This is a genomic window from Halomonas sabkhae, from assembly GCF_030409265.1.
GTDB lineage: Bacteria > Pseudomonadota > Gammaproteobacteria > Pseudomonadales > Halomonadaceae > Halomonas > Halomonas halmophila.
In genome coordinates this window covers 138,319-157,613 of record NZ_JAUFPM010000008.1, presented here as the reverse complement: position 1 = coordinate 157,613, position 19,295 = coordinate 138,319, and the positions used below count along the sequence as shown (strand labels likewise).

Sequence of the window (19,295 nt, the reverse complement as noted above, 5' to 3'; positions counted from 1 at the left end):
CCATGTCACAGCGTGATAACTGGGTAGGTCGTTGTCAGGTTCGCGCGCCCTCGGCTGATGCTCGGCAATGGCAGGCAGTGACCGATGAGGCGGTGAGCGTGGCGGTGGTCTGGGCCCTGGATGCCGTCGAAGCGCGCCAGCGTGTCGAACACTCGCTGCGCGAGGCCGGCCTCGAGCTGACAGCCTTCGAGCAGGTGAAGCCGCTGATCCAGCGCTTTCGCGAGCAGGGCATGGAGCAGCCGCTGGTGGACCTGGCCAACAGCCTCACCGAGGCGGCGCCGGTGGCCTGTGGCGAGATGCTGCCCATCCTCCACGAACCCGAGCCGGCGATGGCCCATGACGCGCCGGCTGAGCCGGTCCCGCCGCCGGCCACCTACAGCGAGACGGACTGGGACAGTCTGTTCGACTCCGACCAGCCGCCTCTTTGGGCCGTCATCGACGGCGTGAACTGCCGTGAGGTGATGGCCCGGGTCGCCGATAGCGAAGTGCAAAGCGCCTGCCTGTATGCCTCGGCGGACGCCGACACCCGCGCCATGGCGCCCTGGCTGGTGCGCCTCGAACCCGACAGCGAGCTGGTCACCTGGCTCCAGGGCCTGCCCCAGGACCATCACTGGGGCATCCTGCTGCAGTCCACGGCCACCCTGAAACAGCTGCGTACCCACCTGCGCAAGTTCACCATGCTGTGGACCCCGGCCAACGACCAGGCGCCGGTGTATTTCCGTTTCTACGACCCCCGGGTGGCGCTGGACATGAGCCAGGCACTGGCGAAGTGGAAACTGACCGCCCTGATGGCGCCCTTGGACGCCATGGTAATGAGCTTGTCGCCTTCGATGACATTGCCGCCCGAGCTCGAACTGATGCCGGCGATGGGCCTGGATGCCGGCAACGACGAAGTGCACGGGCGGTTGTTGCGCGTCACCGTCAACGCCGAAACGCCTGCCGACAACACACCGGGTCGCCAGTTCGCGATTGGCGAGACGGAGTATCAGCACTTCGGCAAGCTGGCCCAGCTCAGGTCACGACAAGCGCTGGCTCGATCGCTAGCTGAGCCTTATCCCCAATCACCAGCCGACAAGCGGCGTCGCGTGGTCGAGGAGGCCACCCAGCTGGGGCAGCGCTACCAGCTGACCTCCACTCGACAGACCGAGACACTGGCCAGGTGCGTGATGGAACTGGGGCCGGACTTCCCGCAACGCCACCCGGAGGCCGGGAAGATACTGGCCAACCCGCAGACCGCCGGTTGGCGCAAGCGTGAGCAGTTGCTGACCTGGTTGCCCCATGGTCGCGTGCGGCATTCGCTGCTTGGCGCGGCGGGTGACCCGGCCAGCGAGGATAACTACCGGCCCATCATGAACGAGGAACGCTCATGAGCTATCAGCCGAGCATTGAAGACATGGCAGCACTGGTGGAGCAGCAGCCGGAGCATTTCTCGAGTCCGCTACGCACCCTGCGCTCCCTCCAATCGGCCCTGCATCATGGCAATGACCCAGTGGGTCAGGTCGTGCAGGAGGATGCGGCACGTGCCCAATACGAGGATTATCTGAACAACGGGGGCCAGCCGCTTACTGATAGTCCGATCGATCCATTACCTGAGCTTGAAGTTCCTACGCACGATAGTGAATTCGGTGGCAGTTGTGTTGAGTGTGCTTCGTTAACGCCCTGCATAAAGAAAGTTGAGGTGGTGTGTCATGGTGGAGAAAATAACCGCGTCACCCTTCAAGGAGAAAATGAGCTAAAGGAAACGGACGGCACCATCTACTTCGTGGCACATCAGTTTGTGGCAGGCGAGGGGACGTTAGAGGATTTTCTGGAGGGGACGCAGCTCAAGGACGAGGGCCAGGTAGCGATAACGCTCGACAACTGCTCACACGGAGAGCACCGAGTGTACTGGACCGACGAAATGGACGGCACTGTGCTCAGCCCAGGAACGACCACGACTGTCGACTTTACGGTGCTGACCGAACCCGTGCCACCCATCTCCTTGCCCGGTGCACTCATGGGGCTTATACCACCGGAGGCGGGACTCGCCGTTAAAACGGCCGCCATGCTGCTGGATATCATCATGAACCGCAAAGCCATGGTGAGTGAGCAGGACTTTCGGATCAGCCATGATGGTACCAACGACTTCGTCTTTACCTCAGTTACGCTTCCTCAATTGAAATTTGATGGCTTGGTCACCATAGCACCGCCAAACCTGGGCACACGGTTTGTAGAAAAAAGTGAAGGTCGTGAACTGGCTGACCAAAAAGGGATGGGGCCGCGAGTCAGGCAGGCCTCAAGTCGCCAGGGGTGGGGCATACATGCCGACATGACAGTGGTATGTGGCGCCAAGAGCAGGACAATCACGGTAGGTACCAGCCCGAGCCAAACCGAGACGTATGATACCGGGCCATCGATTCGGCGGGCCGATAATCAGAGGAATCAGAACAGTACGGTTGAACGGTTCTTCAGCACCCTGACCGACGCCTCGCAGCGTATAGCCAAAAATCTGAGTGCTACCGAAAATGATGACGACAGGGTTTTCAGTTTCTACAGCATTGGGCCAGAGCTGATGCTTGGTGCCACGACCGAACAGGTCGAGGAAGAAGGTGCGCCCGGGGCCTCGTGGAACATAACCCCCGGCCTTTCTCTGGCCTATGAGTGCGGTATCAGAGTCGATATCTATGAAGCTCTAAAGCGGGTAGCCATGAGGCATCCCGCCGGAGCTGCGCTCGTTGCGTTCATGGAAGATGCCGAATCAGGCCGTGATTTGTGGGTGATAGAATATGGCTTCACTCCCGAGTTGTTCATGGAGGTCGGCCTGGGTGTTGGCCCCTCCCCCACGGAAGACACGCTCGGTAACCACATGCTTAGAGCCGAGTATAATGTTCAGAAAGAGGTTTTTGAGGAGCCCCAGGGCCAGGTCAATATCAAATTGAGCGCTGCGGTGGGCGGCGGGATGATGGGGTATTTCGACAGCCTTTTTACCGAGGAAACGGTCTTCAAATACCGAGTGGAAATCGCGACCAGCGGCAGCATTGATATTACCATAAAGGATGGGAAGTGGGGTTACCAGCTTTCTCATGCTGGTGCTGTGCTTCGCGTACAGGGCTATAAGAAGGCGGATGTAGAGTCTAGTGAAGACGAGCCTGCTGTTGGTGGTAAAACAAGGGGCCGCAGCGCCCAAGTAATCGAGACCTCCGATGGTAAACGTTGGCAAGAAGATGGCAGTACCCATTCCTACCGCTTGGCTGAAGCCTGGGAAGGAGAGTTTTATGGGTTTACATAACGAGGGTTTACGTTACCGTATGAAATCGCTTACTGCACTTATTATAACGCTTATGATCAGTATAGGGGCACAGGCAATGGCACAGAGTGAAGATTATCAATTTGGCGTCCGGTGGAGTGTTAACGGTTTGCCATCATCGCTATCTGTACATGGTATTATGCTCGATTTTACTGGCACCCCCAGTAGTTTTGATCGCCGCCAGTCAGTCACCGAATATATAAGGAACGGTAAGAACACTATTAATTTAGATACATTTCCATATGAGTACGACGCTGCACATAAAGTGCGGGTTTCCCTTTTGTACTGGGAACCGGGGAAAAACCCCAACACCGAAGCCCGCACGGCGTTTGAGGTGGTGATGAGACCTGGAGAGGAAGGTGCCAAACCGGAGGTTGTATCAAGAGACGTGGGCGCTCCTTTGCAACCACGTAAAAGTGAGATCCGCTTTGTTAGAAAAGAGGACTTTGACACGTTGCATATATCCTTAAATAATCGCCAGCCGATGCCCACTTGGTGCTGGGAAGAGGGTGATGTTTTGCGCGATAATGACGCCACCCGCGACAGCCTGACCCGTGAGTACCGTCGATTGCATAAGCTCTTTGCCGCGGGCAACAACGATGCCCTATTGGCGGCAGCATCGACAAGAACCCAAGAGCTCGCTACTGCAACCGATACGCCAGAAGCCTATGTTCGTCACCGCTTCAGCTACAATATGTTTTTCGACAATCCTGATATTTATCAATTAAATAGTTTTCCAGAAGAGCCATTAACCCTGAACTTGGCGGCGGATAATCGAGTGGCCTGGCTGACAACAGAGGGGGTTCAGGTCCCGATACGGTTTAACCATGTGCAGGAAGAAGGCGTTTCAAGCAAGATAAGGCCTTACTTCATCCGCCGTAACGGTCAGTGGGTGATCTGCCGATGAAACCCATCGCACGCCAGGGCGATCTGCATCGTTGCCCCTGTAATGGCCACGGCGTTACGCCGATTGTCTCCGGCTCGCCGCGTTCCCGGGTCGAGGGCCAGGCGGTGGCCCGGGTGGGCGACAAGACCGCCTGTGGCGCCACTATCATCGAGGGCTCGGGGAGTTCCAGCACCGATGGCAAGCCCACGGCCTACCTCGGCTGCAAGACCGACCACGGCGGCGAGATCATCTCCGCCGCCAGCCAGGCCAGGGTGCAGCCGTGAGGTGGGCCGTGGCGCCTTGATTGAGGCAACATGGGGCTGAACTTCCCCATGCATTCAGAGTGAATAGGCCCAACATGAAAGACGCCGGTATCAAGGTGGCAACTTACATCTGCCCGGCCTGTGAGCAGCAGGTTGGCTTGCGGCACCGTCACGCGCAGCGGTTGTTGAGTGACCAGACCGCCGCGTGCCCCAAGTGTGGCGTGGATGATCTGGTGGCAGGCGAGTCGCGCGAAGCGCTGGCCCGGCATCTGGGTCGGATGGAAGAGGCGGTCCGCAAGTATTCGCGTATCGTGATGGTCACGGTGCCGGTGATCCTCGGTGCCCTGGCGTTGCATTTCTTCGGCAAGATTCCGACGACTGTGTTTGCGGTGATCTTTTTCACGGCCCTGGGCGTTCAGGTGCTGGGCAAGCCGAAGCGCTCGCTTCGCGCTCCGCTTGACATCGAACTGGAGCGCGCGCCCTGAGTTGCCGATGAATTTGCCTTTCGCGCATACTGCCTCGTGGACACGCTGCTTGCGGGCAGGATGAAAAATTACGATACGGAGTCGCCTTCGCCATGGAGCGTCGCAATTTTCTCAAGACCAGTCTCAAGACGCTGGGTGCCGGCACGGCGGGTGCCGTGGCCGCGCCCTTCATTTCCACTGCCTCTGCCCAGGAGACGATCACCTGGAACATGGTGACCTCCTGGCCGAAGAATTTCCCGGCGCTGGGCACCGGGGCCAATGATCTGGCGGCGCGTATCGAGCGCATGTCGGGCGGGCGCATGAAGGTCAAGGTGCATGGGGCGGGCGAGATGGTGCCGGCCATGGAGGTCTTCGATGCGGTGTCCGCCGGCACGGCCGAGATGGGGCATTCGGCGTCCTACTACTGGCGCGGCAAGGTGGCGGCGGCGCAGTTCTTTACCGCCGTGCCCTTCGGCATGACCACCACCGAGACCAATGCCTGGCTCTACCATGGCGATGGTCAGACGCTGTGGGACGAGGTCTACGCAGAGCACAATCTCAAGCCCTTTGCGGTGGGCAACACCGGCACCCAGATGGCGGGCTGGTTCAAGAAGGAAATCAAGTCGCTGGACGACATGCAGGGCCTCAAGCTGCGCCTGCCCGGGCTGGCCGGCGAGGCGATGAGCGGCATCGGCGTGACCACCATGACCACGCCCGGCAGCGAGATCTTCACCTCCCTGCAGACCGGGGTGCTGGATGCCGCCGACTGGGTCGGGCCCTACAACGATCTGGCCTTCGGCCTGCATCAGGTGGCGGACTACTACTATACCTCGGCGTGGAACGAGCCCAGCGCCATCCTCGAGGGGACCGTCAATCTGGATGCCTGGAAGGCGCTGCCGGATGATCTCAAGGCGGTGGTCACCGAGGCGGCGCGGGCTTCCAATCTGGCGATGATCAGCGAGTTCCAGCTACGCAATGCCGAGGCGCTGAAGACGCTGGTCGATGAGCATGGCGTCAAGCTGCGCGAATTCCCCGAGGACGTGATGTCGGCTCTGCTGGAGTCGTCGCGGGACGTGCTGCAGAAGCAGGTCGAGAGCGATGAGGCGTCGCGCCGGATCTACGAGTCCTACCGCGACTTCCAGCAGAAGGTGCGCCCCTTCACTGATGTCGGCGAGTTTGCCTATCTGAAGGCGCGCGAGCGGCAGCTCGGCGAGAGCTGATCGATCAGCTCTCGTTCTGGCGCACGGCGCGGATGCGGCCGTTGTCGTCCAGGGCGACCAGCACGAAACGTGCCTCGGTGACCTTGTGCAGCTCATCGGGGTTGCGTTCCATGGGCGAGCGGCTCCATACCTCGACATCGAGCTTGATCGAGCTGTGGCCGATTTCGCCGATGGCGGTGAAGATGTTGACCACCGAGCCCACACGTACCGGGCACAGGAAGTCCATGGCCTCGATGGCGACGGTGGCGGTGCGGCCATGGGCCTCGCGGCTGGCGGTCAGCTCGGCGGCCTGGTCCATCTGGCTGACCAGCCAGCCGCCGGGGATGTCGCCATGGAAGTTGGTGTCCTGGCGGTTGGCGACCAGCTTGAGGGCCAGTTGGCCGCGCGGTGCCGGGATGTCGTCGAGTTCGCTCATGGGGGCTGCCTGCTTGTTGTTTAGCGGGTCATGATAGAGGGCAAGCGGTGGCTGTCGCCACCTTTCATCGGCTGACGTGGCGGACTGACCCGCGTGCCGCGCTGGAACAGCGTATCGTCCGGCGGCCGTCATGGGCGATTCACGACAGCATGGCGCAGTGCGTCGGAAATCTCGGAGGTTCCATGCCGGCAGCCACTGCCGTTCAGGGTCAGACCATTCGCAAGCGCGCCATTCCCGTCTGTCTGGGCATGTGCCTGCTGTTGCTGAGCATGGTCGGCGCGTCGCCCGTGTTGGCGCACGACACCGAGGCGGGCCGCGCGGGGGCGGAAGAGCCGGTGGGCACCCTGGGCACGGTGGGGTCCGACACCATGGCCGGGCTGATGCTGCGCTGGGGCGAGCACCTGGCTCGCGAACATCCGGGCATGCGGCTGCAGCTCAAGGCCAGTGGCTCGGCCAGTGCGCCACCGGCGCTGACGGCCGGTACGACCCTGCTGGGGCCGATGTCGCGGCCGATGACCGACGACGAGCGGGTGGCCTTCGAGCGGCGTCATGGCTACCCGGTCGAGTCACTGGTGGTGGCGCGGGATGCTCTGGTGGTCGTGGTGCATCGCCATAACCCGCTGGCCAGCCTGAGCCTTGCCGAACTGGATGCAATCTTCTCCGAGACCCGGCGCTGCGGCGGCGAGGCCGGGTTGCGGCGCTGGTCGTCGTTGCTCGACGGGACCCTTCAGGGGCTGATCGCCCCGCATGGCCGCAATGCCGTCTCGGGCACCCATGAGCTGTTCCGTCGCGAGGCGTTGTGCAATGGGGCCTTCCGCCCGCAGGTCAGGGAGCATCCGGGGTCGGCGGCGGTGGTGTCGGCCGTCAGTGCCGATCCGCGGGCGATCGGGTATGCCGGCCTCAATCACCTGACGCCGGGGGTGAAGACCCTGGCCCTGCGCGATGCTCAGGGCGTCGAGCACCGCCCGCAGCCTGAAGCCGTGCGACGCGGCGACTATCCCTTTTCACGCGACCTGCGGCTCTACGTCAATCGCCCGCCCGGTGAATCCCTGCCGGCCGTCGAGCGGGCCTTCATCGATCTGGTACTCTCGCCCGCAGGGCAGGCAGTCGCCGAGGAGCTGGGCTTCGTCGCGCTGCCGCGCGAGGAACTCAATCGCCAGCGACGACAGCTCGGGCTCGAGGCGCTGCCCGCCGTGCAACCCTGATACCGGGCGGCACTGTCATGTCACTGTCATGATAGTGTCGTATTTTTCCGCTATTGCCCTCGTTTCACACTGGTTGCTGCATGTCCGATTCCGCCTCAACGCCCCCCTTGCGCCGCTCCGTGCGCCAGACGCGTGATCGCCTGGCCACGGCCTTGATCACGGCGGGCGGTATCGGCGTGATCGTGGCGGTCATGGCGATCGGCATCTTCCTGGCGGTGGAAGTGCTGCCCTTGTTCTGGTCGTCGGCGGACACCCCGCGCATCGATCTGCAGGCTCTCTGGTTGCCCCAGCCCTACACGGGGCTCGAGGCGCCGGTGCATCGCTGGCAGCCGGCCTTGCCCGAGGGCGGCGGCGAGCCACGCTTCGGCATGCTGCCACTGGTCTGGGGCACCCTGGAGGCGGCCGCCTGGTCGCTGGTGATCGCGGTGCCGTTGGCCCTGGGGGCGGCGGCGCACTCGGCGTTGTTCATGTCGCCGCGGCTGCGCGCCCGTCTGCGCCCGACCCTGGAGTTGATGGAGGCCATGCCGGGCGTGGTTATCGGCTTCGTGGCCGGGCTGGTGCTGGCGCCCTGGCTCGATAACCATCTGGCGCTGGGGGCGGCGCTGCTGATCCTGTTGCCGCCGGGCGTGCTGCTGGCCGGCGGGCTCTGGTCGCGCCTGGGAGGCCGGCTGCACCAGCGCCTGCCGATGGGCTGGGCGGCCGTCTGGCTGATGCCCTGGTTGCTGGTGATTTGGGGGCTGGCCGTGTGGCTGGCGCCGCTGCTCGAGGCCTGGTGGTTCGGCGGCAGCCTGCGCACCTGGCTGGAAGTTCACCTGGGGCTCGAATACGCCAATCGCAATGCCATCATTGTCGGCATGGCGATGGGCTTCGCGGTGATGCCGAGCATCTATGCACTGGCCGAGGATGCCCTGTCGGGCGTGCCCGGCAACCTGGTCGAAGGGGCCGAGGCGCTGGGCGCGACGCGCTGGCAGACGCTGTGGAAGGTGGTGCTGCCGGCGGCCGGGCCGGGGGTGCTGTCGGCGGTGATGATCGGCGCCGGCCGAGCGGTGGGCGAGACCATGATCGTGCTGATGGCGAGTGGCAATACCGCGCTGATGACCGCCAACCCGCTGGATGGCCTGCGCTCGATGGCCGCGAGCATCGCCATCGAACTGCCCGAGGCCGCCCCGGGCGGCACGCATTATCGTCTGTTGCTGCTGGCGGCCCTGCTGCTGTTTGCCTTTACCTTCTGCGTGAACACCCTGGCGGAAGTGGTGCGCGCGCGCTTGCGGCGCCGCTATCGGCGCATGGAGGGTCTGGCGTGATGCATCCCTGGCAGCGTTCGAAGCGCAAGTCGGCCGGGGAAGGCCCCTGGGCCTGGCTGGCCGCCGGCAGCGTGGCGACGTCCCTGGCCCTGTTGGCCCTGCTGTTGGGGCTGCTGGCGGTGCGTGGCCTGGGGCACTTCTGGCCGGCGGATGTGGCCCTGGTGACCCTCGACGATGGTCGCCAGCTGGCGGGGCGCGCGGTGAAGGAGGCGCCGTTGCCCGGCCAGGAGGCGCGCGAACGCCTGTATCGCGTCGGCAATCGTGATGTCGACGGCGATATCTGGGAGTGGGTAGCGCTCGAGCGGATCCAGGGCATCGCGCACCCGGAGGACCTGGTGGTGCTGGAGCGACGGCGCTGGGGCGAGTTCATCGGGCGCCTGGTGGCCATCGACACGGCTTCCGGCGAGCGTCTCAGCGGTGACGCGGCCTGGCCGGCCCTGAAGGAGCGGCTGGCGGTGGTGGAAGACGGGCGCCGACAGATCGCCCGGCTCCGCGAGGAGACCATTCAGCCCCTGGTGCGGCGTGTCGAGGCCGGCCAGGCCACGGCCGAGGACCGAGCGGCATTGGCCAGCGCCCAGTCGCAGGTCAATGCGCGGCAGGCGGCGTTGCCCGATGACACCCTGGTGCTGGAAGACGTGAGCGGCGGCGAGCGGCGTCAGCCGCTGACGGAGGTGGTGCGCGCGCTCCAGCCCAATGCCATGGGGCCGGTGGACAAACTGGCGACCTGGGGCCGGGGCGTCTGGCGCTTTCTCTCCGAGGGCCCGCGCGCCGCCAACACGGCGGGCGGCGTGTGGCCGGCGATCTTCGGCACGGTGTTGATGGTGGTGCTGATGTCGATCTTCGTCATGCCCTTCGGCGTGCTGGCGGCGGTCTATCTCAACGAGGTGGCCCATCAGGGGCGCTTGATCCGCTGGGTGCGCATCGGGGTCCGCAACCTGGCCGGGGTGCCGTCGATCGTCTATGGCGTGTTCGGGCTGGGGGTCTTCGTCTATGGCATCGGCGGCCATCTGGATGACTGGTTCTTTTCCTCCAGCCTGCCGTCGCCGACCTTCGGCACGGGCGGCTTGTTGTGGGCCTCGCTGACGCTGGCCCTGTTGACCCTGCCGGTGGTGATCGTGGCCACCGAGGAAGGCCTGGCGCGGATTCCGGAGAGCCAGCGCGAGGGGGCGCTGGCGCTGGGCGCGACGCGCACCGAGATGCTGTGGAGGGTGGTGCTGCCCATGGCCATGCCGGCCATGCTGACCGGGGTGATCCTGGCCGTGGCGCGCGCGGCAGGCGAAGTCGCGCCGCTGATGCTGGTGGGGGTGGCCAAGCTGGCGCCTCAGGTACCGCTGGACGGCGAGTTCCCCTTTCTGCATCTTGATAGAAAGTTCATGCATCTGGGGTATCACATCTTCGATGCCGCCTTTCACAGTGGTGATGTCCAGGCCGCCATGCCGCTGATCTATGCCACGGCGCTATTATTGGTAGTGGTGATTCTGGTGCTTAACCTGACTGCAATATTCTTGCGCCATTATTTGAGAGGGCGTCACGGTACACTGCCGGACTAGTGAGAAAAGCGGTCACCCACCATCGGCCCAGGCAATTGCCTGAACGGGCGCTCGAAGCGGTGCGGGTGGCGTGGTTTTTTCCTCCAGGCAGTGCCCTGGTGCTTACGGGAAAGGGTTCATGACGGTCATGCAGCATACGCCTTCCACGTCGGGCGCTCTGATCGATTTCAGCGCGCAGGCCTCGAGCCTGGAGGTGCGCGATTTCGCCCTGCGCTATGGCGACAAGCCGGCGTTGAGCAACCTGACATTGCGGGTGCCGCGCCATCGGGTGACGGCCTTCATCGGCCCCTCGGGGTGCGGCAAGTCGACGCTGCTGCGCGCGCTGAATCGTCTGCATGACCTGAATGAGTCGGTGTCACGCGAAGGCAGCATCCATCTCGAGGGCCAGGACATTCACGCCCCCGAGATGATGGTGGCCGAGCTGCGGCGCCGGGTGGGCATGGTCTTCCAGGTGCCCAACCCCTTTCCCATGTCGATCTACGACAACGTGGCCTTCGGGCTGCGACTGCAAGGACGCATGCCCAAGCGGCGGGTGGATGACGTGGTCGAGTGGGCGCTGCGCTCGGCCGCCCTGTGGGATGAGGTGAAGGACCGTCTGCGGGCGTCCGCTTGGTCGTTGTCCGGTGGCCAGCAACAACGCCTGGTCATCGCGCGCACCCTGGCGGTGGGTCCCGAGGTGTTGCTGCTCGATGAGCCGGCCTCGGCGCTGGATCCGATTTCGTCGCTCAAGGTCGAGGAGTTGATCCGCAACCTGAAGTCGACACTGACGCTGGTGCTGGTCACCCACAACATGCAGCAGGCGGCGCGCGTCTCGGACTACACCGCCTTTCTGCAGGATGGCGAGCTGGTGGAGTACGGTCCCACCGATACCCTGTTCACCAATCCGCGCCTGGCGCGAACCGAGAATTACATCACCGGACGCATGGCCTGATGAGCCCGTCCCGAGGAGAGTCTGATGGACATCACCAGTGACATTCACAGTCAGCATATCTCTCGTCAGTTCAATCACGAACTCGAGGAACTCAAGACCCACCTGATGGCCATGGGCGGCCTGGTCGAGAAGCAGGTACAGGACGCGGTGAATTCCCTGCTCGACGCCGACTCCTCGCTGGCCGAGCGTGTCGTCGACAATGATCGCGCCGTCAATGACATGCAGATCAAGATCGATGACGAGTGCACCCGGGTGCTGGCGCGGCGTCAGCCGGCTGCGTCCGATCTGCGTCTGGTGCTGGCGGTGATCCGTGCCGCTTCCGACCTGGAGCGTATCGGCGACGAGGCCAGCAAGATCGCCCGCAACGCCATCGAGCTGATCGAGAATGACTCGGGCAGCCGCGGTTTCGTCGAGGTTCGCATCATCAGCGAGCATGTGCGGCGCATGATGCGTGATTCGCTGACCTCCTTCGCCCGCTTCGATACCGATCTCGCCCTGCAGATCGTCGAGGAGGACCAGAAGGTCGACAGCGAGTATCAGTCGGCCATGCGCTCGCTGATGACCTTCATGATGGAGGATGCCCGCTCGATCTCGCCGGTGCTCGGCATCATGTGGATCCTGCGCGCCCTGGAGCGCGTCGGCGATCATGCCAACAACCTGGCCGAATATGTGGTGTATCTGGTCAAGGGGCTCGACATCCGCCACACGGATCCGGATGATCTCGACGAGGAAGTCGGCGACCGCTGACAGGCGTGGCGCCGAGAGGTCTACCCGAACAGGCCGTCGCCGGGAGCGACGGCCTGTTTCGTCGTGAGGAGGATTTACACCGATGCTGAATGCCTTGACGGCGCTGTCGCAGGGGACCCGGCTGGTCTATTCGCGCGGCCTGCGCCGCTATGTGTTTCTGCCGATCCTGGCCAACCTGCTGGTCTATGCCGGCATGCTGAGCTATGTGCTGAGCCATTTCGGCGGCTGGCTGGATGGCTGGATGGCCATGGTGCCGGGCTGGCTCGACTGGCTTTCGTGGCTGATCTGGCCGCTGTTCGTGATCAGCCTGGTGGTGATCGTGTTCTTCACCTTCACCCTGGTGACGCACCTGATCGCCGCGCCCTTCTACGGCTTTCTGGCCGAGAAGGTCGAGATCGAGGTGACCGGTCGTGCCCCGCTGGACGACCGTGGCCTGGTGCGCACGGCTCTCGATGCGCTGGGCCGCGAGCTGGTCAAGCTGGGCTATATCCTGCCACGCATGCTGTTGCTGTTCGTGATCAGCTGGATTCCGGTGATCAACCTGATGGCGCCGGTCCTGTGGGCGGCGTTCTCGGCCTGGACCATGGCCATCACCTATCTCGACTATCCCATGGACAACAACAAGGTCAGCTTCGCCGACATGCGGCGACGCCTGGCGACCCGGCGCTGGCCGACGCTGACGTATGGCGGCTGGGTGATGCTGATCACCTGGGTGCCGCTGGCCAACCTGTTTCTGCTGCCGGGGGCCGTGGCGGCGGCGGTGCTGATGTGGGATCGCCACTATCGTGACCTGACGCCAGTGACCGCCTCGCGCTAGGCACTGTCTGAAAAGTCGACGAGCGAAGGTTAGACAAGGCGAAAAGCTGTGAAAATGCGGAGTTTACAAGGAGTAAATGAGCAATTTGATCGGACTCGCGCGCGAGCAGATTTTCAACGTCGTATAGCCGAGCACAGGCAGTTTTCAGACATTGCCTAGTCGCTGGTGGTCAGCGCGGCCGGTATCTCGCTCTGGGCGCTGGCGAGGCGCTCGCGCGGGAAGACGCAGCGGAAGGTGGCGCCGGCGCCGGGGTGCGAGTCGATCTCGAGCCAGGCCTGGTGGCGCAGCAGCACGTGCTTGACGATGGCCAGCCCCAGGCCGGTGCCGCCGGTGGCGGTGCTGCGGCCCTTGTCGACGCGGTAGAAGCGCTCGGTGAGACGCGGGATATGGTGGGGGTCGATGCCCTCGCCGTCATCCGCGACTTCCAGGCAGGCGCCGTCGGCGTGACTGGCCCAGCGCAGCGTGATGTGGCGATCCTCGCCGGCATAGCGCACGGCGTTGAAGACCAGGTTGGAGAGGGCGCTGTGGATTTCCTTTTCGCTGCCCACCAGGCGACGCGCCTCGTCGATGATGACCTCGAAGTGCTGGCTGCCGCTGGACAGGGCTTCGGCATCGCGGCGGATGTTGTCCATCATGCTGGCCAGCTCCAGCGGGGCGTCGTCCTGGCCGCCCTGGTCGATCTCCAGCCGTGACAGCAGCAGCAGGTCGTTGACCAGGTTCTGCATGCGGGTGGTCTGGCCGCGCATCTGCTCGATGCCGCGTGACATGCGGCCGGGCAACTGGTCGGTCATGCCGCTGTAGGTTTCCAGATAGCCGCTGAGTACCGTCAGCGGGGTGCGCAGTTCATGCGAGACATTGGCCACGAAGTCGCGGCGCATCTGCTCCAGGCGGTGCAGGCGCGTGATGTCGCGGGCCATCACCAGGCGCTCGTCGTCGCCATACAGGGTGATCTGGAACTGCAGGATCATCTGCTCGTCGATCGGCGAGGTCATCGTCAGGGGTTCGCGATATTCACGCGCCTGAAAGTAGTCGACGAAGCTGGGATCGCGCAGCAGGTTGGTGATGTGCTGGCCACGATCATGCGCCGGCTTGAGGCCCAGCATGCGCTCGGCGGCACTGTTCCACCATTCCATGTCGCCGTGGCGATCGAGCATGACCACGCTGTCGCGCATGGCCTCGGAGGATTCCTGGATGCGGCTCAGGGTGTCGCGCAGTCGCCGCTGGGTGATGCGCTGGCCCTTCTGGTAGCGATACAAACGGTCGAACAGCTCGCCCCACAGGCCGCTGGCGGCGGGCGGCTCTTCATGGGGATGGTTGGCCAGCCAGTCGTGCAGGGCGCTGAGCTGGCGCAGCTGATACGCCAGCTGCAGGCCCAGAGCAATGGCCACCCCGATGCCGATGGCGGAGAACGGCCAGCCGAGTACGCCGCCCAGGGCGGTCAGGCCCACCAGGCGCCAGAGTTCTTTTTTCCACAGCCGCTTCACGCCGGAACCGCCTGTGGATAATGCGTGTTGCCCCGAGGCGTCGAGGTCGTGTGCAGCATGCGCATCTGGGCCTCTGAATCCTGTCTGGCTGGTCGATATCGCCCGGCTCCCGATCGGGCGCATCAGCGGCCGGGGAGCCCAGGCCGCCTGCCCCTTACTCTAGCCTGCCTGCGACCCGGCGGCACGGCCCGGGCGCTCTCAGCCCTTGGCAGAAAAGCGATAGCCGGTGCCGCGCACGGTCTGGATCAGTTGCTGATAGGGGTCGCCCAGCGCCTTGCGCAGACGGCGGATGTGCACGTCCACGGTGCGCTCCTCGACATAGACGTTGCCGCCCCAGACCTGATCGAGCAGCTGACCGCGCGTGTAGGCGCGTTCCTGATGGGTCATGAAGAATTGCAGCAGGCGGTATTCGGTCGGGCCGACCTCCAGCGATTGGCCGTCGACGCTGACCCGGTGGCTGACGGGGTCGAGCAGCAGGCCATCGACTTCCACCGGATCCTCGACCCCATGCGGGGTGGAGCGGCGCAGGACCGCCTTGAGGCGGGCGACCAGTTCGCGCGGCGAGAACGGCTTGGTGATGTAATCATCCGCCCCGGATTCCAGGCCCTGGATCTTGTTGTCTTCCTCGGTCTTGGCGGTGAGCATGATGATCGGCAGCTCGGCCGTGGCTTCATCACGCTTCAGTCGGCGTGCCAGCTCGATACCGCTGGTACCGGGCATCATCCAGTCGAGCAGCACCAGGTCGGGCTGATGGTCGACGATGAGCGCGTGGGCACTCTGGGCGTTGTCCGCCTCGAGGACGTGGTAGTCGGCCATTTCCAGCGCCACGGCGATCATCTCGCGGATCGGCGCTTCGTCATCGACAATCAGTACGGTCTTGTCGCTCATCCCGGGGCCTCATGGTCAAGGTCAGTGACAACTTGGTGACGATGACAGCATGTCCCTGTGACAATCATGTGACAAGCGCTCCTTGCGCTTCACTTTTCTGCCCGGTTGCGGCGCGTGATGGCGCGCTTCAGCCGCCGAGCGGCGGCCACCAGGAGAGCCCGATACCGGCGAAGACCAGCAGGCCCGACCAGTGGTTGTTGAGAAAGGCCTGGAAGCAGCGATCCCGGTCGCGATGGCGGATCAGGCGTTGCTGATGGACGAAGGTGGCGGCCATGGCGGCCAGCCCCAGCCAGAAGAAGCCGCCCAGCCCCAGGGCGTGGCCGACCCAGGCCAGCAGTCCCAGGGTGATCAGCTGCAGCAGGCCGATGATCAGCTTGTCGGCGCGGCCGAACAGCACGGCGGTGGACTTGATGCCGATGCGCAGGTCGTCATCGCGGTCGACCATGGCGTACAGGGTGTCGTAGGCCACGGTCCAGGCCACGTTGGCGGCCACCAGCCACCACGCCACGGCCGGGATTTCGCCCAGCACCGCGCCGAAGGCCATGGGGATGCTCCACGAGAAGGCGGCCCCCAGGAACACCTGGGGCAGATGGGTGTAGCGCTTCATGAAGGGGTAGATGAAGGCCAGCATGACCCCGGCGACCGAGAGCATCACCGTGAAGGGGTTGGTCAGCCACACCAGGGCGAAGGCCAGCACGACCAGGGTGGCGAACAACCCCTTGGCTTCCGTCTCGCTGATGCGCCCGGTGGCCAGGGGGCGCTGGCGGGTGCGCTTGACGTGGCCGTCGAAGTGGCGGTCGGCATAGTCGTTGACCACGCAGCCGGCGGCGCGCATCAGGTAGACGCCGACGACGAAGATCAGCACGGTGGCCCGCTCGGGCACGCCCTGTGCGGCCATCCACAGCGCCCACAGGGTGGGCCACATCAGCAGCCAGGTGCCGATGGGGCGATCGAGCCGCATCAGCTGCAGGAAGTCGGGTAGGCGGGCCAGTCCGGAAGGGCGCAACAGGGAAGAGTCCATCGGGTCGTCTCGTATGCTCGACCCCCGGTTGCCGGTGCCGGATGGGTCGTCGGGTTGAGGGTGGAGCGCCTAGGCTAACGCGAAGGCATGGCCAGATCATCCACCATCGCCTGCTGGAAGAACTCCTGCACCAGCACCGTGATGCGCTGATGCCTGAGCACCGAGCGACGTCCCCAGGGGCCCTGGGCGCCCGCAAAGGGGCCGCCGCCGGCGCAGACCTCGATGGGGCTGCGCTGCAGGTCGGATTGAGCGAACAGCCAGCTGCCCAGCGAGCGCTCGCCCAGCCACTCCAGTCGGTGCTGGTCGGTCGGCGAGCCGAGCGGTGATACGGAGCGTGCCAGCACCCAGGGCTGCTCGTCCAGGCATAGCGCGACCTCGCGCAGCCAGGCATGCTGGTGCTCGCCCAGGCCCAGCGCCTCGGCTTCATCCTGACGAGGCCGGCCATGGCGCTGATCGAGCAGGCGCACGCGAAAGCGGCGTGGCTGGCCGGCGGCGATCAGTCGATCGGTCAGGGAATCCTGCGAGGCGAGCCACTCCCACCAGGGCGGGCTCATATCCGGGCGAGCGGCGGCCAGGGGTCGCCAGCGGGGCTGGAATGATGGGCCTGTCGGCAAGAGTTGCGCTCCGCGTCCAAATCGTCGGGGCGGCTAGTGTACCATGATGCCTCGAACTTCTACCCCGCCATGGGACTGGCGGGCCGTGTGACGAGGATTTCATGACCGCTCCCCTGACCCTTATCGGCTCCGGCATGGCCGCCCTGGGCCTGGTGCGCCAGCTGCGTGCCCACCAGCCCGAGCGACCGATCACCTTGATCACGGCCGACAGTGGCGATGACTACTCCAAGCCCATGTTGTCCACGGGCTTCGCCAAGCGCCTGCCGCCGGAGCGCCTGGCCAGCCGGTCGGCCCTCGAGGTGGCCGATTCCCTGGGGGTGGTGGTGCGCACCCATACGCGCGTGGAGGCCATCGACCCGGCGGCACGTGAGCTGCAGCTGGGCGCCGAGCGTCTGGCCTACGACGAGCTGGTGCTGGCCACCGGTGCGGCGCCGACGCCGCCTCTCGACTGGCCGCAGACGCTGGATGGACGGGTCTTCACCATCAATGACCTGGATGACTACCGTGCTTTTCATGCGGCCCTGACATCCCTCGGCAGGCCGGCGCGAGTGGCTGTGGTGGGGGCCGGCCTGGTGGGCTGCGAGTACGCCAATGACCTGTTGGCGGGTGACCACGCCGTCGACCTGATTGCCCCGGAAGCCACGCCCCTGCCGCAACTGCTGCCGCCGGCCCTGGGCGAGGCCCTGGGGGCGGCGTTCAGCGAGGCCGGCATGCGCCGCTACCCCGGCCGCAGCGTGGTTGAGCTGGAGTCCGGTCGCGCCGGGGTGGCCATTGGCCTGGATGATGGCGCGAACCTCGAAGCGGACCTGGTGCTGGTGGCGACCGGCCTGAGGCCCCGCACGCAGCTGGCCGAGGCGGCAGGGCTGGCTGTTTCCGCGCAGGGCATCCTGACCGATCGTTACCTGGCGACCTCGGCGCCGGGCATCCACGCCCTGGGCGATGTGGCCTGTGTCGATGGCGTCAATGCCATGTACGTGCAGCCGCTGCAGGCCGGGGCCAAGGCCCTGGCGGCGACGCTGGCGGGCTCTCCCAGTGCCGTGGCCTACGGCGCCTGGCCGGTGCTGGTCAAGACGCCACTGTTGCCGGTGGTCTCCCTGCCGCCGCCCGACGGGGTGGCCTGCGAGTGGCGCATTGAGGGCGAGGGCCGCGACTTGAGCGCGCTGGCGGAGGATGAGGACGGACGTTTGATGGGGTTTGCGTTGACAGGCAGCCGGGTCCGTCGGAAAGTCGAACTGGCGCGGATCGCTCCCTCGTTGCTAGGCTAGTCTCGACATCGCTCAGCGATGCGTGATTCGTGCCAGCCCGGCTGTCGTCGATCCAGGGCCGGCGGGCTGCGTTGAAATGTGAGGGATGTCCTGCATTTCGCGTCAACAATAAGATGGCCGGAGGGGTTACCCCGGTTGTAGTCAAACAAGGAGGGCTATATGCGTAAACCAGAACTCGCCGCGGCGATTGCCGAGCGTGCTGATCTATCCAAGGACAAGGCTAGTCAGGTTCTCAACGTCATTCTCGATGAAATCACGGGTAGTGTGTCCGATGGCAATGACGTGTCATTGATCGGCTTTGGAACCTTCACGGTGCGCGAGCGTGCTTCACGTACCGGCAAGAACCCGCAGACCGGTGAGTCGCTGACCATTCCGGCCAGCAAGACGGTAGCCTTCAAGCCGGGCAAGGGGCTCAAGGACGCGGTCGCCAAATAATGGTGCCCCGGCACGGCTCGCCTGAACGGGCGGGCCGTGAATTTCCTGCCTGAACGATTCTGCCTCGGATATCCCCATGAAACTTCGAATCATGCTATGGTTGTTGGGTGTCATGCTCAAGCGCGCCCTGCGTCGCAAGGACAGGTTTCGTGAACGTCTGACCGAGATGCGTGGTCTGGACTGGGGCATTGCCACCGAGGATCTCTCCATTGCCCGGCATTACCGCATGTCGTCCCAGGGCATCGAGACCGGCAAGGGGCTACCGGTGGATCTCGACCTGGAACTGCGTTTCGAGAGCGCGGCGGCGGCAGTGCGCATTCTGCGTAAACCCACCCAGAAAGCCTTTCTCGACGGCATGATGGACGGCCGTGTGCGCCTGGTCGGGGACTCCGGCGACCTGACGCGCCTGCAGAAGCTGTTGCGCGATATTTGAGCTACGAGCTACGAGCTACGAGCTACGAGCTGCGCGCCGCGAGTGACGAGCCTGGTGAGGCTCGGTG

The 19,295-nt window shown here is 64.5% G+C and carries 20 protein-coding genes; 15 read left to right on the top strand and 5 right to left on the bottom strand.

The window, feature by feature from the left end:
• Window positions 1-2: 2 nt before the first annotated feature.
• From QWY79_RS06670 to QWY79_RS06645, 6 genes are all read left to right on the top strand, one after another.
• On the top strand, window positions 3-1,370 hold the full coding sequence (locus tag QWY79_RS06670; RefSeq protein WP_290271127.1) for a DUF4123 domain-containing protein: 1,368 nt from the start codon (window positions 3-5) through the stop codon (window positions 1,368-1,370).
• A complete protein-coding gene (locus QWY79_RS06665; protein ID WP_290271125.1) occupies window positions 1,367-3,268 on the top strand; it encodes a hypothetical protein in 1,902 nt (633 codons plus the stop codon). Before QWY79_RS06670 ends, QWY79_RS06665 begins: the two co-directional genes overlap by 4 nt.
• Window positions 3,255-4,193 carry a hypothetical protein gene (locus QWY79_RS06660; protein WP_290271123.1) on the top strand — a complete coding sequence of 313 codons (939 nt, stop codon included), beginning with the start codon at window positions 3,255-3,257 and terminating at the stop codon, window positions 4,191-4,193. The genes QWY79_RS06665 and QWY79_RS06660 overlap by 14 nt, the downstream gene beginning before the upstream one ends.
• Complete coding sequence (locus QWY79_RS06655; RefSeq protein ID WP_290271120.1) at window positions 4,190-4,456, top strand: PAAR domain-containing protein; 267 nt, start codon at window positions 4,190-4,192, stop codon at window positions 4,454-4,456. Before QWY79_RS06660 ends, QWY79_RS06655 begins: the two co-directional genes overlap by 4 nt.
• Window positions 4,457-4,530: 74 nt before the next feature.
• Window positions 4,531-4,920: a hypothetical protein gene (locus QWY79_RS06650; RefSeq protein ID WP_290271118.1), complete on the top strand. Its 390-nt coding sequence runs from the start codon at window positions 4,531-4,533 to the stop codon at window positions 4,918-4,920.
• A gap of 92 nt (window positions 4,921-5,012) precedes the next feature.
• Window positions 5,013-6,119 carry a TRAP transporter substrate-binding protein gene (locus QWY79_RS06645; protein WP_290271116.1) on the top strand — a complete coding sequence of 369 codons (1,107 nt, stop codon included), beginning with the start codon at window positions 5,013-5,015 and terminating at the stop codon, window positions 6,117-6,119.
• A 4-nt stretch (window positions 6,120-6,123) separates the two neighbouring features.
• Here QWY79_RS06645 and QWY79_RS06640 read toward each other — a convergent pair whose 3' ends face one another.
• Window positions 6,124-6,534, bottom strand: a complete 411-nt coding sequence (locus QWY79_RS06640) for an acyl-CoA thioesterase (protein ID WP_290271113.1) — start codon at window positions 6,532-6,534, stop codon at window positions 6,124-6,126.
• A gap of 182 nt (window positions 6,535-6,716) precedes the next feature.
• Here QWY79_RS06640 and QWY79_RS06635 point away from each other — a divergent pair, with 182 nt between their 5' ends.
• From QWY79_RS06635 to cysZ, 6 genes are all read left to right on the top strand, one after another.
• Window positions 6,717-7,739: a phosphate ABC transporter substrate-binding protein gene (locus tag QWY79_RS06635; protein WP_290271111.1), complete on the top strand. Its 1,023-nt coding sequence runs from the start codon at window positions 6,717-6,719 to the stop codon at window positions 7,737-7,739.
• A gap of 80 nt (window positions 7,740-7,819) precedes the next feature.
• Entirely contained in the window at window positions 7,820-9,043 is a 1,224-nt protein-coding gene (locus tag QWY79_RS06630) for an ABC transporter permease subunit (RefSeq protein WP_290271110.1), read from the top strand.
• Window positions 9,043-10,593, top strand: coding sequence for a phosphate ABC transporter permease PstA (pstA, locus tag QWY79_RS06625; RefSeq protein WP_290271436.1), 1,551 nt, complete (start codon window positions 9,043-9,045; stop codon window positions 10,591-10,593). The genes QWY79_RS06630 and pstA overlap by 1 nt, the downstream gene beginning before the upstream one ends.
• 118 nt (window positions 10,594-10,711) lie before the next feature.
• Window positions 10,712-11,524: a phosphate ABC transporter ATP-binding protein PstB gene (gene pstB / locus QWY79_RS06620; RefSeq protein WP_290271108.1), complete on the top strand. Its 813-nt coding sequence runs from the start codon at window positions 10,712-10,714 to the stop codon at window positions 11,522-11,524.
• A gap of 24 nt (window positions 11,525-11,548) precedes the next feature.
• On the top strand, window positions 11,549-12,271 hold the full coding sequence (gene phoU / locus QWY79_RS06615) for a phosphate signaling complex protein PhoU (protein ID WP_290271106.1): 723 nt from the start codon (window positions 11,549-11,551) through the stop codon (window positions 12,269-12,271).
• 82 nt (window positions 12,272-12,353) lie between these two features.
• Complete coding sequence (gene cysZ, locus QWY79_RS06610; RefSeq protein ID WP_290271104.1) at window positions 12,354-13,088, top strand: sulfate transporter CysZ; 735 nt, start codon at window positions 12,354-12,356, stop codon at window positions 13,086-13,088.
• Between the two features lie 155 nt (window positions 13,089-13,243).
• Here cysZ and phoR read toward each other — a convergent pair whose 3' ends face one another.
• From phoR to QWY79_RS06590, 4 genes are all read right to left on the bottom strand, one after another.
• The gene (phoR, locus tag QWY79_RS06605; protein ID WP_290271102.1) at window positions 13,244-14,572 is read right to left on the bottom strand and encodes a phosphate regulon sensor histidine kinase PhoR; all 1,329 of its coding nucleotides are present in this window, start codon (window positions 14,570-14,572) and stop codon (window positions 13,244-13,246) included.
• A gap of 198 nt (window positions 14,573-14,770) precedes the next feature.
• Entirely contained in the window at window positions 14,771-15,460 is a 690-nt protein-coding gene (gene phoB / locus QWY79_RS06600) for a phosphate regulon transcriptional regulator PhoB (RefSeq protein ID WP_290271100.1), read from the bottom strand.
• A gap of 127 nt (window positions 15,461-15,587) precedes the next feature.
• On the bottom strand, window positions 15,588-16,481 hold the full coding sequence (ubiA, locus tag QWY79_RS06595) for a 4-hydroxybenzoate octaprenyltransferase (protein ID WP_290271099.1): 894 nt from the start codon (window positions 16,479-16,481) through the stop codon (window positions 15,588-15,590).
• Window positions 16,482-16,555: 74 nt separating this feature from the next.
• Window positions 16,556-17,035 carry a chorismate--pyruvate lyase family protein gene (locus QWY79_RS06590; protein ID WP_353960362.1) on the bottom strand — a complete coding sequence of 160 codons (480 nt, stop codon included), beginning with the start codon at window positions 17,033-17,035 and terminating at the stop codon, window positions 16,556-16,558.
• 161 nt (window positions 17,036-17,196) lie between these two features.
• On the opposite strand from QWY79_RS06590, the gene QWY79_RS06585 reads away from it, so the two are divergent.
• From QWY79_RS06585 to QWY79_RS06575, 3 genes are all read left to right on the top strand, one after another.
• Window positions 17,197-18,360: an NAD(P)/FAD-dependent oxidoreductase gene (locus QWY79_RS06585; RefSeq protein ID WP_290271094.1), complete on the top strand. Its 1,164-nt coding sequence runs from the start codon at window positions 17,197-17,199 to the stop codon at window positions 18,358-18,360.
• Between the two features lie 159 nt (window positions 18,361-18,519).
• The gene (locus tag QWY79_RS06580; protein ID WP_141321836.1) at window positions 18,520-18,795 is read left to right on the top strand and encodes an HU family DNA-binding protein; all 276 of its coding nucleotides are present in this window, start codon (window positions 18,520-18,522) and stop codon (window positions 18,793-18,795) included.
• Between the two features lie 76 nt (window positions 18,796-18,871).
• Entirely contained in the window at window positions 18,872-19,228 is a 357-nt protein-coding gene (locus QWY79_RS06575) for a hypothetical protein (protein ID WP_290271092.1), read from the top strand.
• Window positions 19,229-19,295 lie beyond the last annotated feature (67 nt).

Excerpts from the sequence above, each read along its gene's own strand:
- phoB (WP_290271100.1), bottom strand. The coding sequence starts at position 15,460 with ATGAGCGACAAGACCGTACTGATTGTCGATGACGAAGCGCCGATCCGC.
- pstA (WP_290271436.1), top strand. The coding sequence starts at position 9,043 with ATGCATCCCTGGCAGCGTTCGAAGCGCAAGTCGGCCGGGGAAGGCCCC.
- QWY79_RS06645 (WP_290271116.1), top strand. The coding sequence starts at position 5,013 with ATGGAGCGTCGCAATTTTCTCAAGACCAGTCTCAAGACGCTGGGTGCC.
- QWY79_RS06650 (WP_290271118.1), top strand. The coding sequence starts at position 4,531 with ATGAAAGACGCCGGTATCAAGGTGGCAACTTACATCTGCCCGGCCTGT.
- QWY79_RS06575 (WP_290271092.1), top strand. The coding sequence starts at position 18,872 with ATGAAACTTCGAATCATGCTATGGTTGTTGGGTGTCATGCTCAAGCGC.
- QWY79_RS06580 (WP_141321836.1), top strand. The coding sequence starts at position 18,520 with ATGCGTAAACCAGAACTCGCCGCGGCGATTGCCGAGCGTGCTGATCTA.
- QWY79_RS06630 (WP_290271110.1), top strand. The coding sequence starts at position 7,820 with ATGTCCGATTCCGCCTCAACGCCCCCCTTGCGCCGCTCCGTGCGCCAG.
- QWY79_RS06590 (WP_353960362.1), bottom strand. The coding sequence starts at position 17,035 with ATGAGCCCGCCCTGGTGGGAGTGGCTCGCCTCGCAGGATTCCCTGACC.
- QWY79_RS06670 (WP_290271127.1), top strand. The coding sequence starts at position 3 with ATGTCACAGCGTGATAACTGGGTAGGTCGTTGTCAGGTTCGCGCGCCC.
- phoU (WP_290271106.1), top strand. The coding sequence starts at position 11,549 with ATGGACATCACCAGTGACATTCACAGTCAGCATATCTCTCGTCAGTTC.
- QWY79_RS06660 (WP_290271123.1), top strand. The coding sequence starts at position 3,255 with ATGGGTTTACATAACGAGGGTTTACGTTACCGTATGAAATCGCTTACT.
- QWY79_RS06635 (WP_290271111.1), top strand. The coding sequence starts at position 6,717 with ATGCCGGCAGCCACTGCCGTTCAGGGTCAGACCATTCGCAAGCGCGCC.
- cysZ (WP_290271104.1), top strand. The coding sequence starts at position 12,354 with ATGCTGAATGCCTTGACGGCGCTGTCGCAGGGGACCCGGCTGGTCTAT.
- QWY79_RS06665 (WP_290271125.1), top strand. The coding sequence starts at position 1,367 with ATGAGCTATCAGCCGAGCATTGAAGACATGGCAGCACTGGTGGAGCAG.
- pstB (WP_290271108.1), top strand. The coding sequence starts at position 10,712 with ATGACGGTCATGCAGCATACGCCTTCCACGTCGGGCGCTCTGATCGAT.
- ubiA (WP_290271099.1), bottom strand. The coding sequence starts at position 16,481 with ATGGACTCTTCCCTGTTGCGCCCTTCCGGACTGGCCCGCCTACCCGAC.
- QWY79_RS06640 (WP_290271113.1), bottom strand. The coding sequence starts at position 6,534 with ATGAGCGAACTCGACGACATCCCGGCACCGCGCGGCCAACTGGCCCTC.
- QWY79_RS06585 (WP_290271094.1), top strand. The coding sequence starts at position 17,197 with ATGACCGCTCCCCTGACCCTTATCGGCTCCGGCATGGCCGCCCTGGGC.
- QWY79_RS06655 (WP_290271120.1), top strand. The coding sequence starts at position 4,190 with ATGAAACCCATCGCACGCCAGGGCGATCTGCATCGTTGCCCCTGTAAT.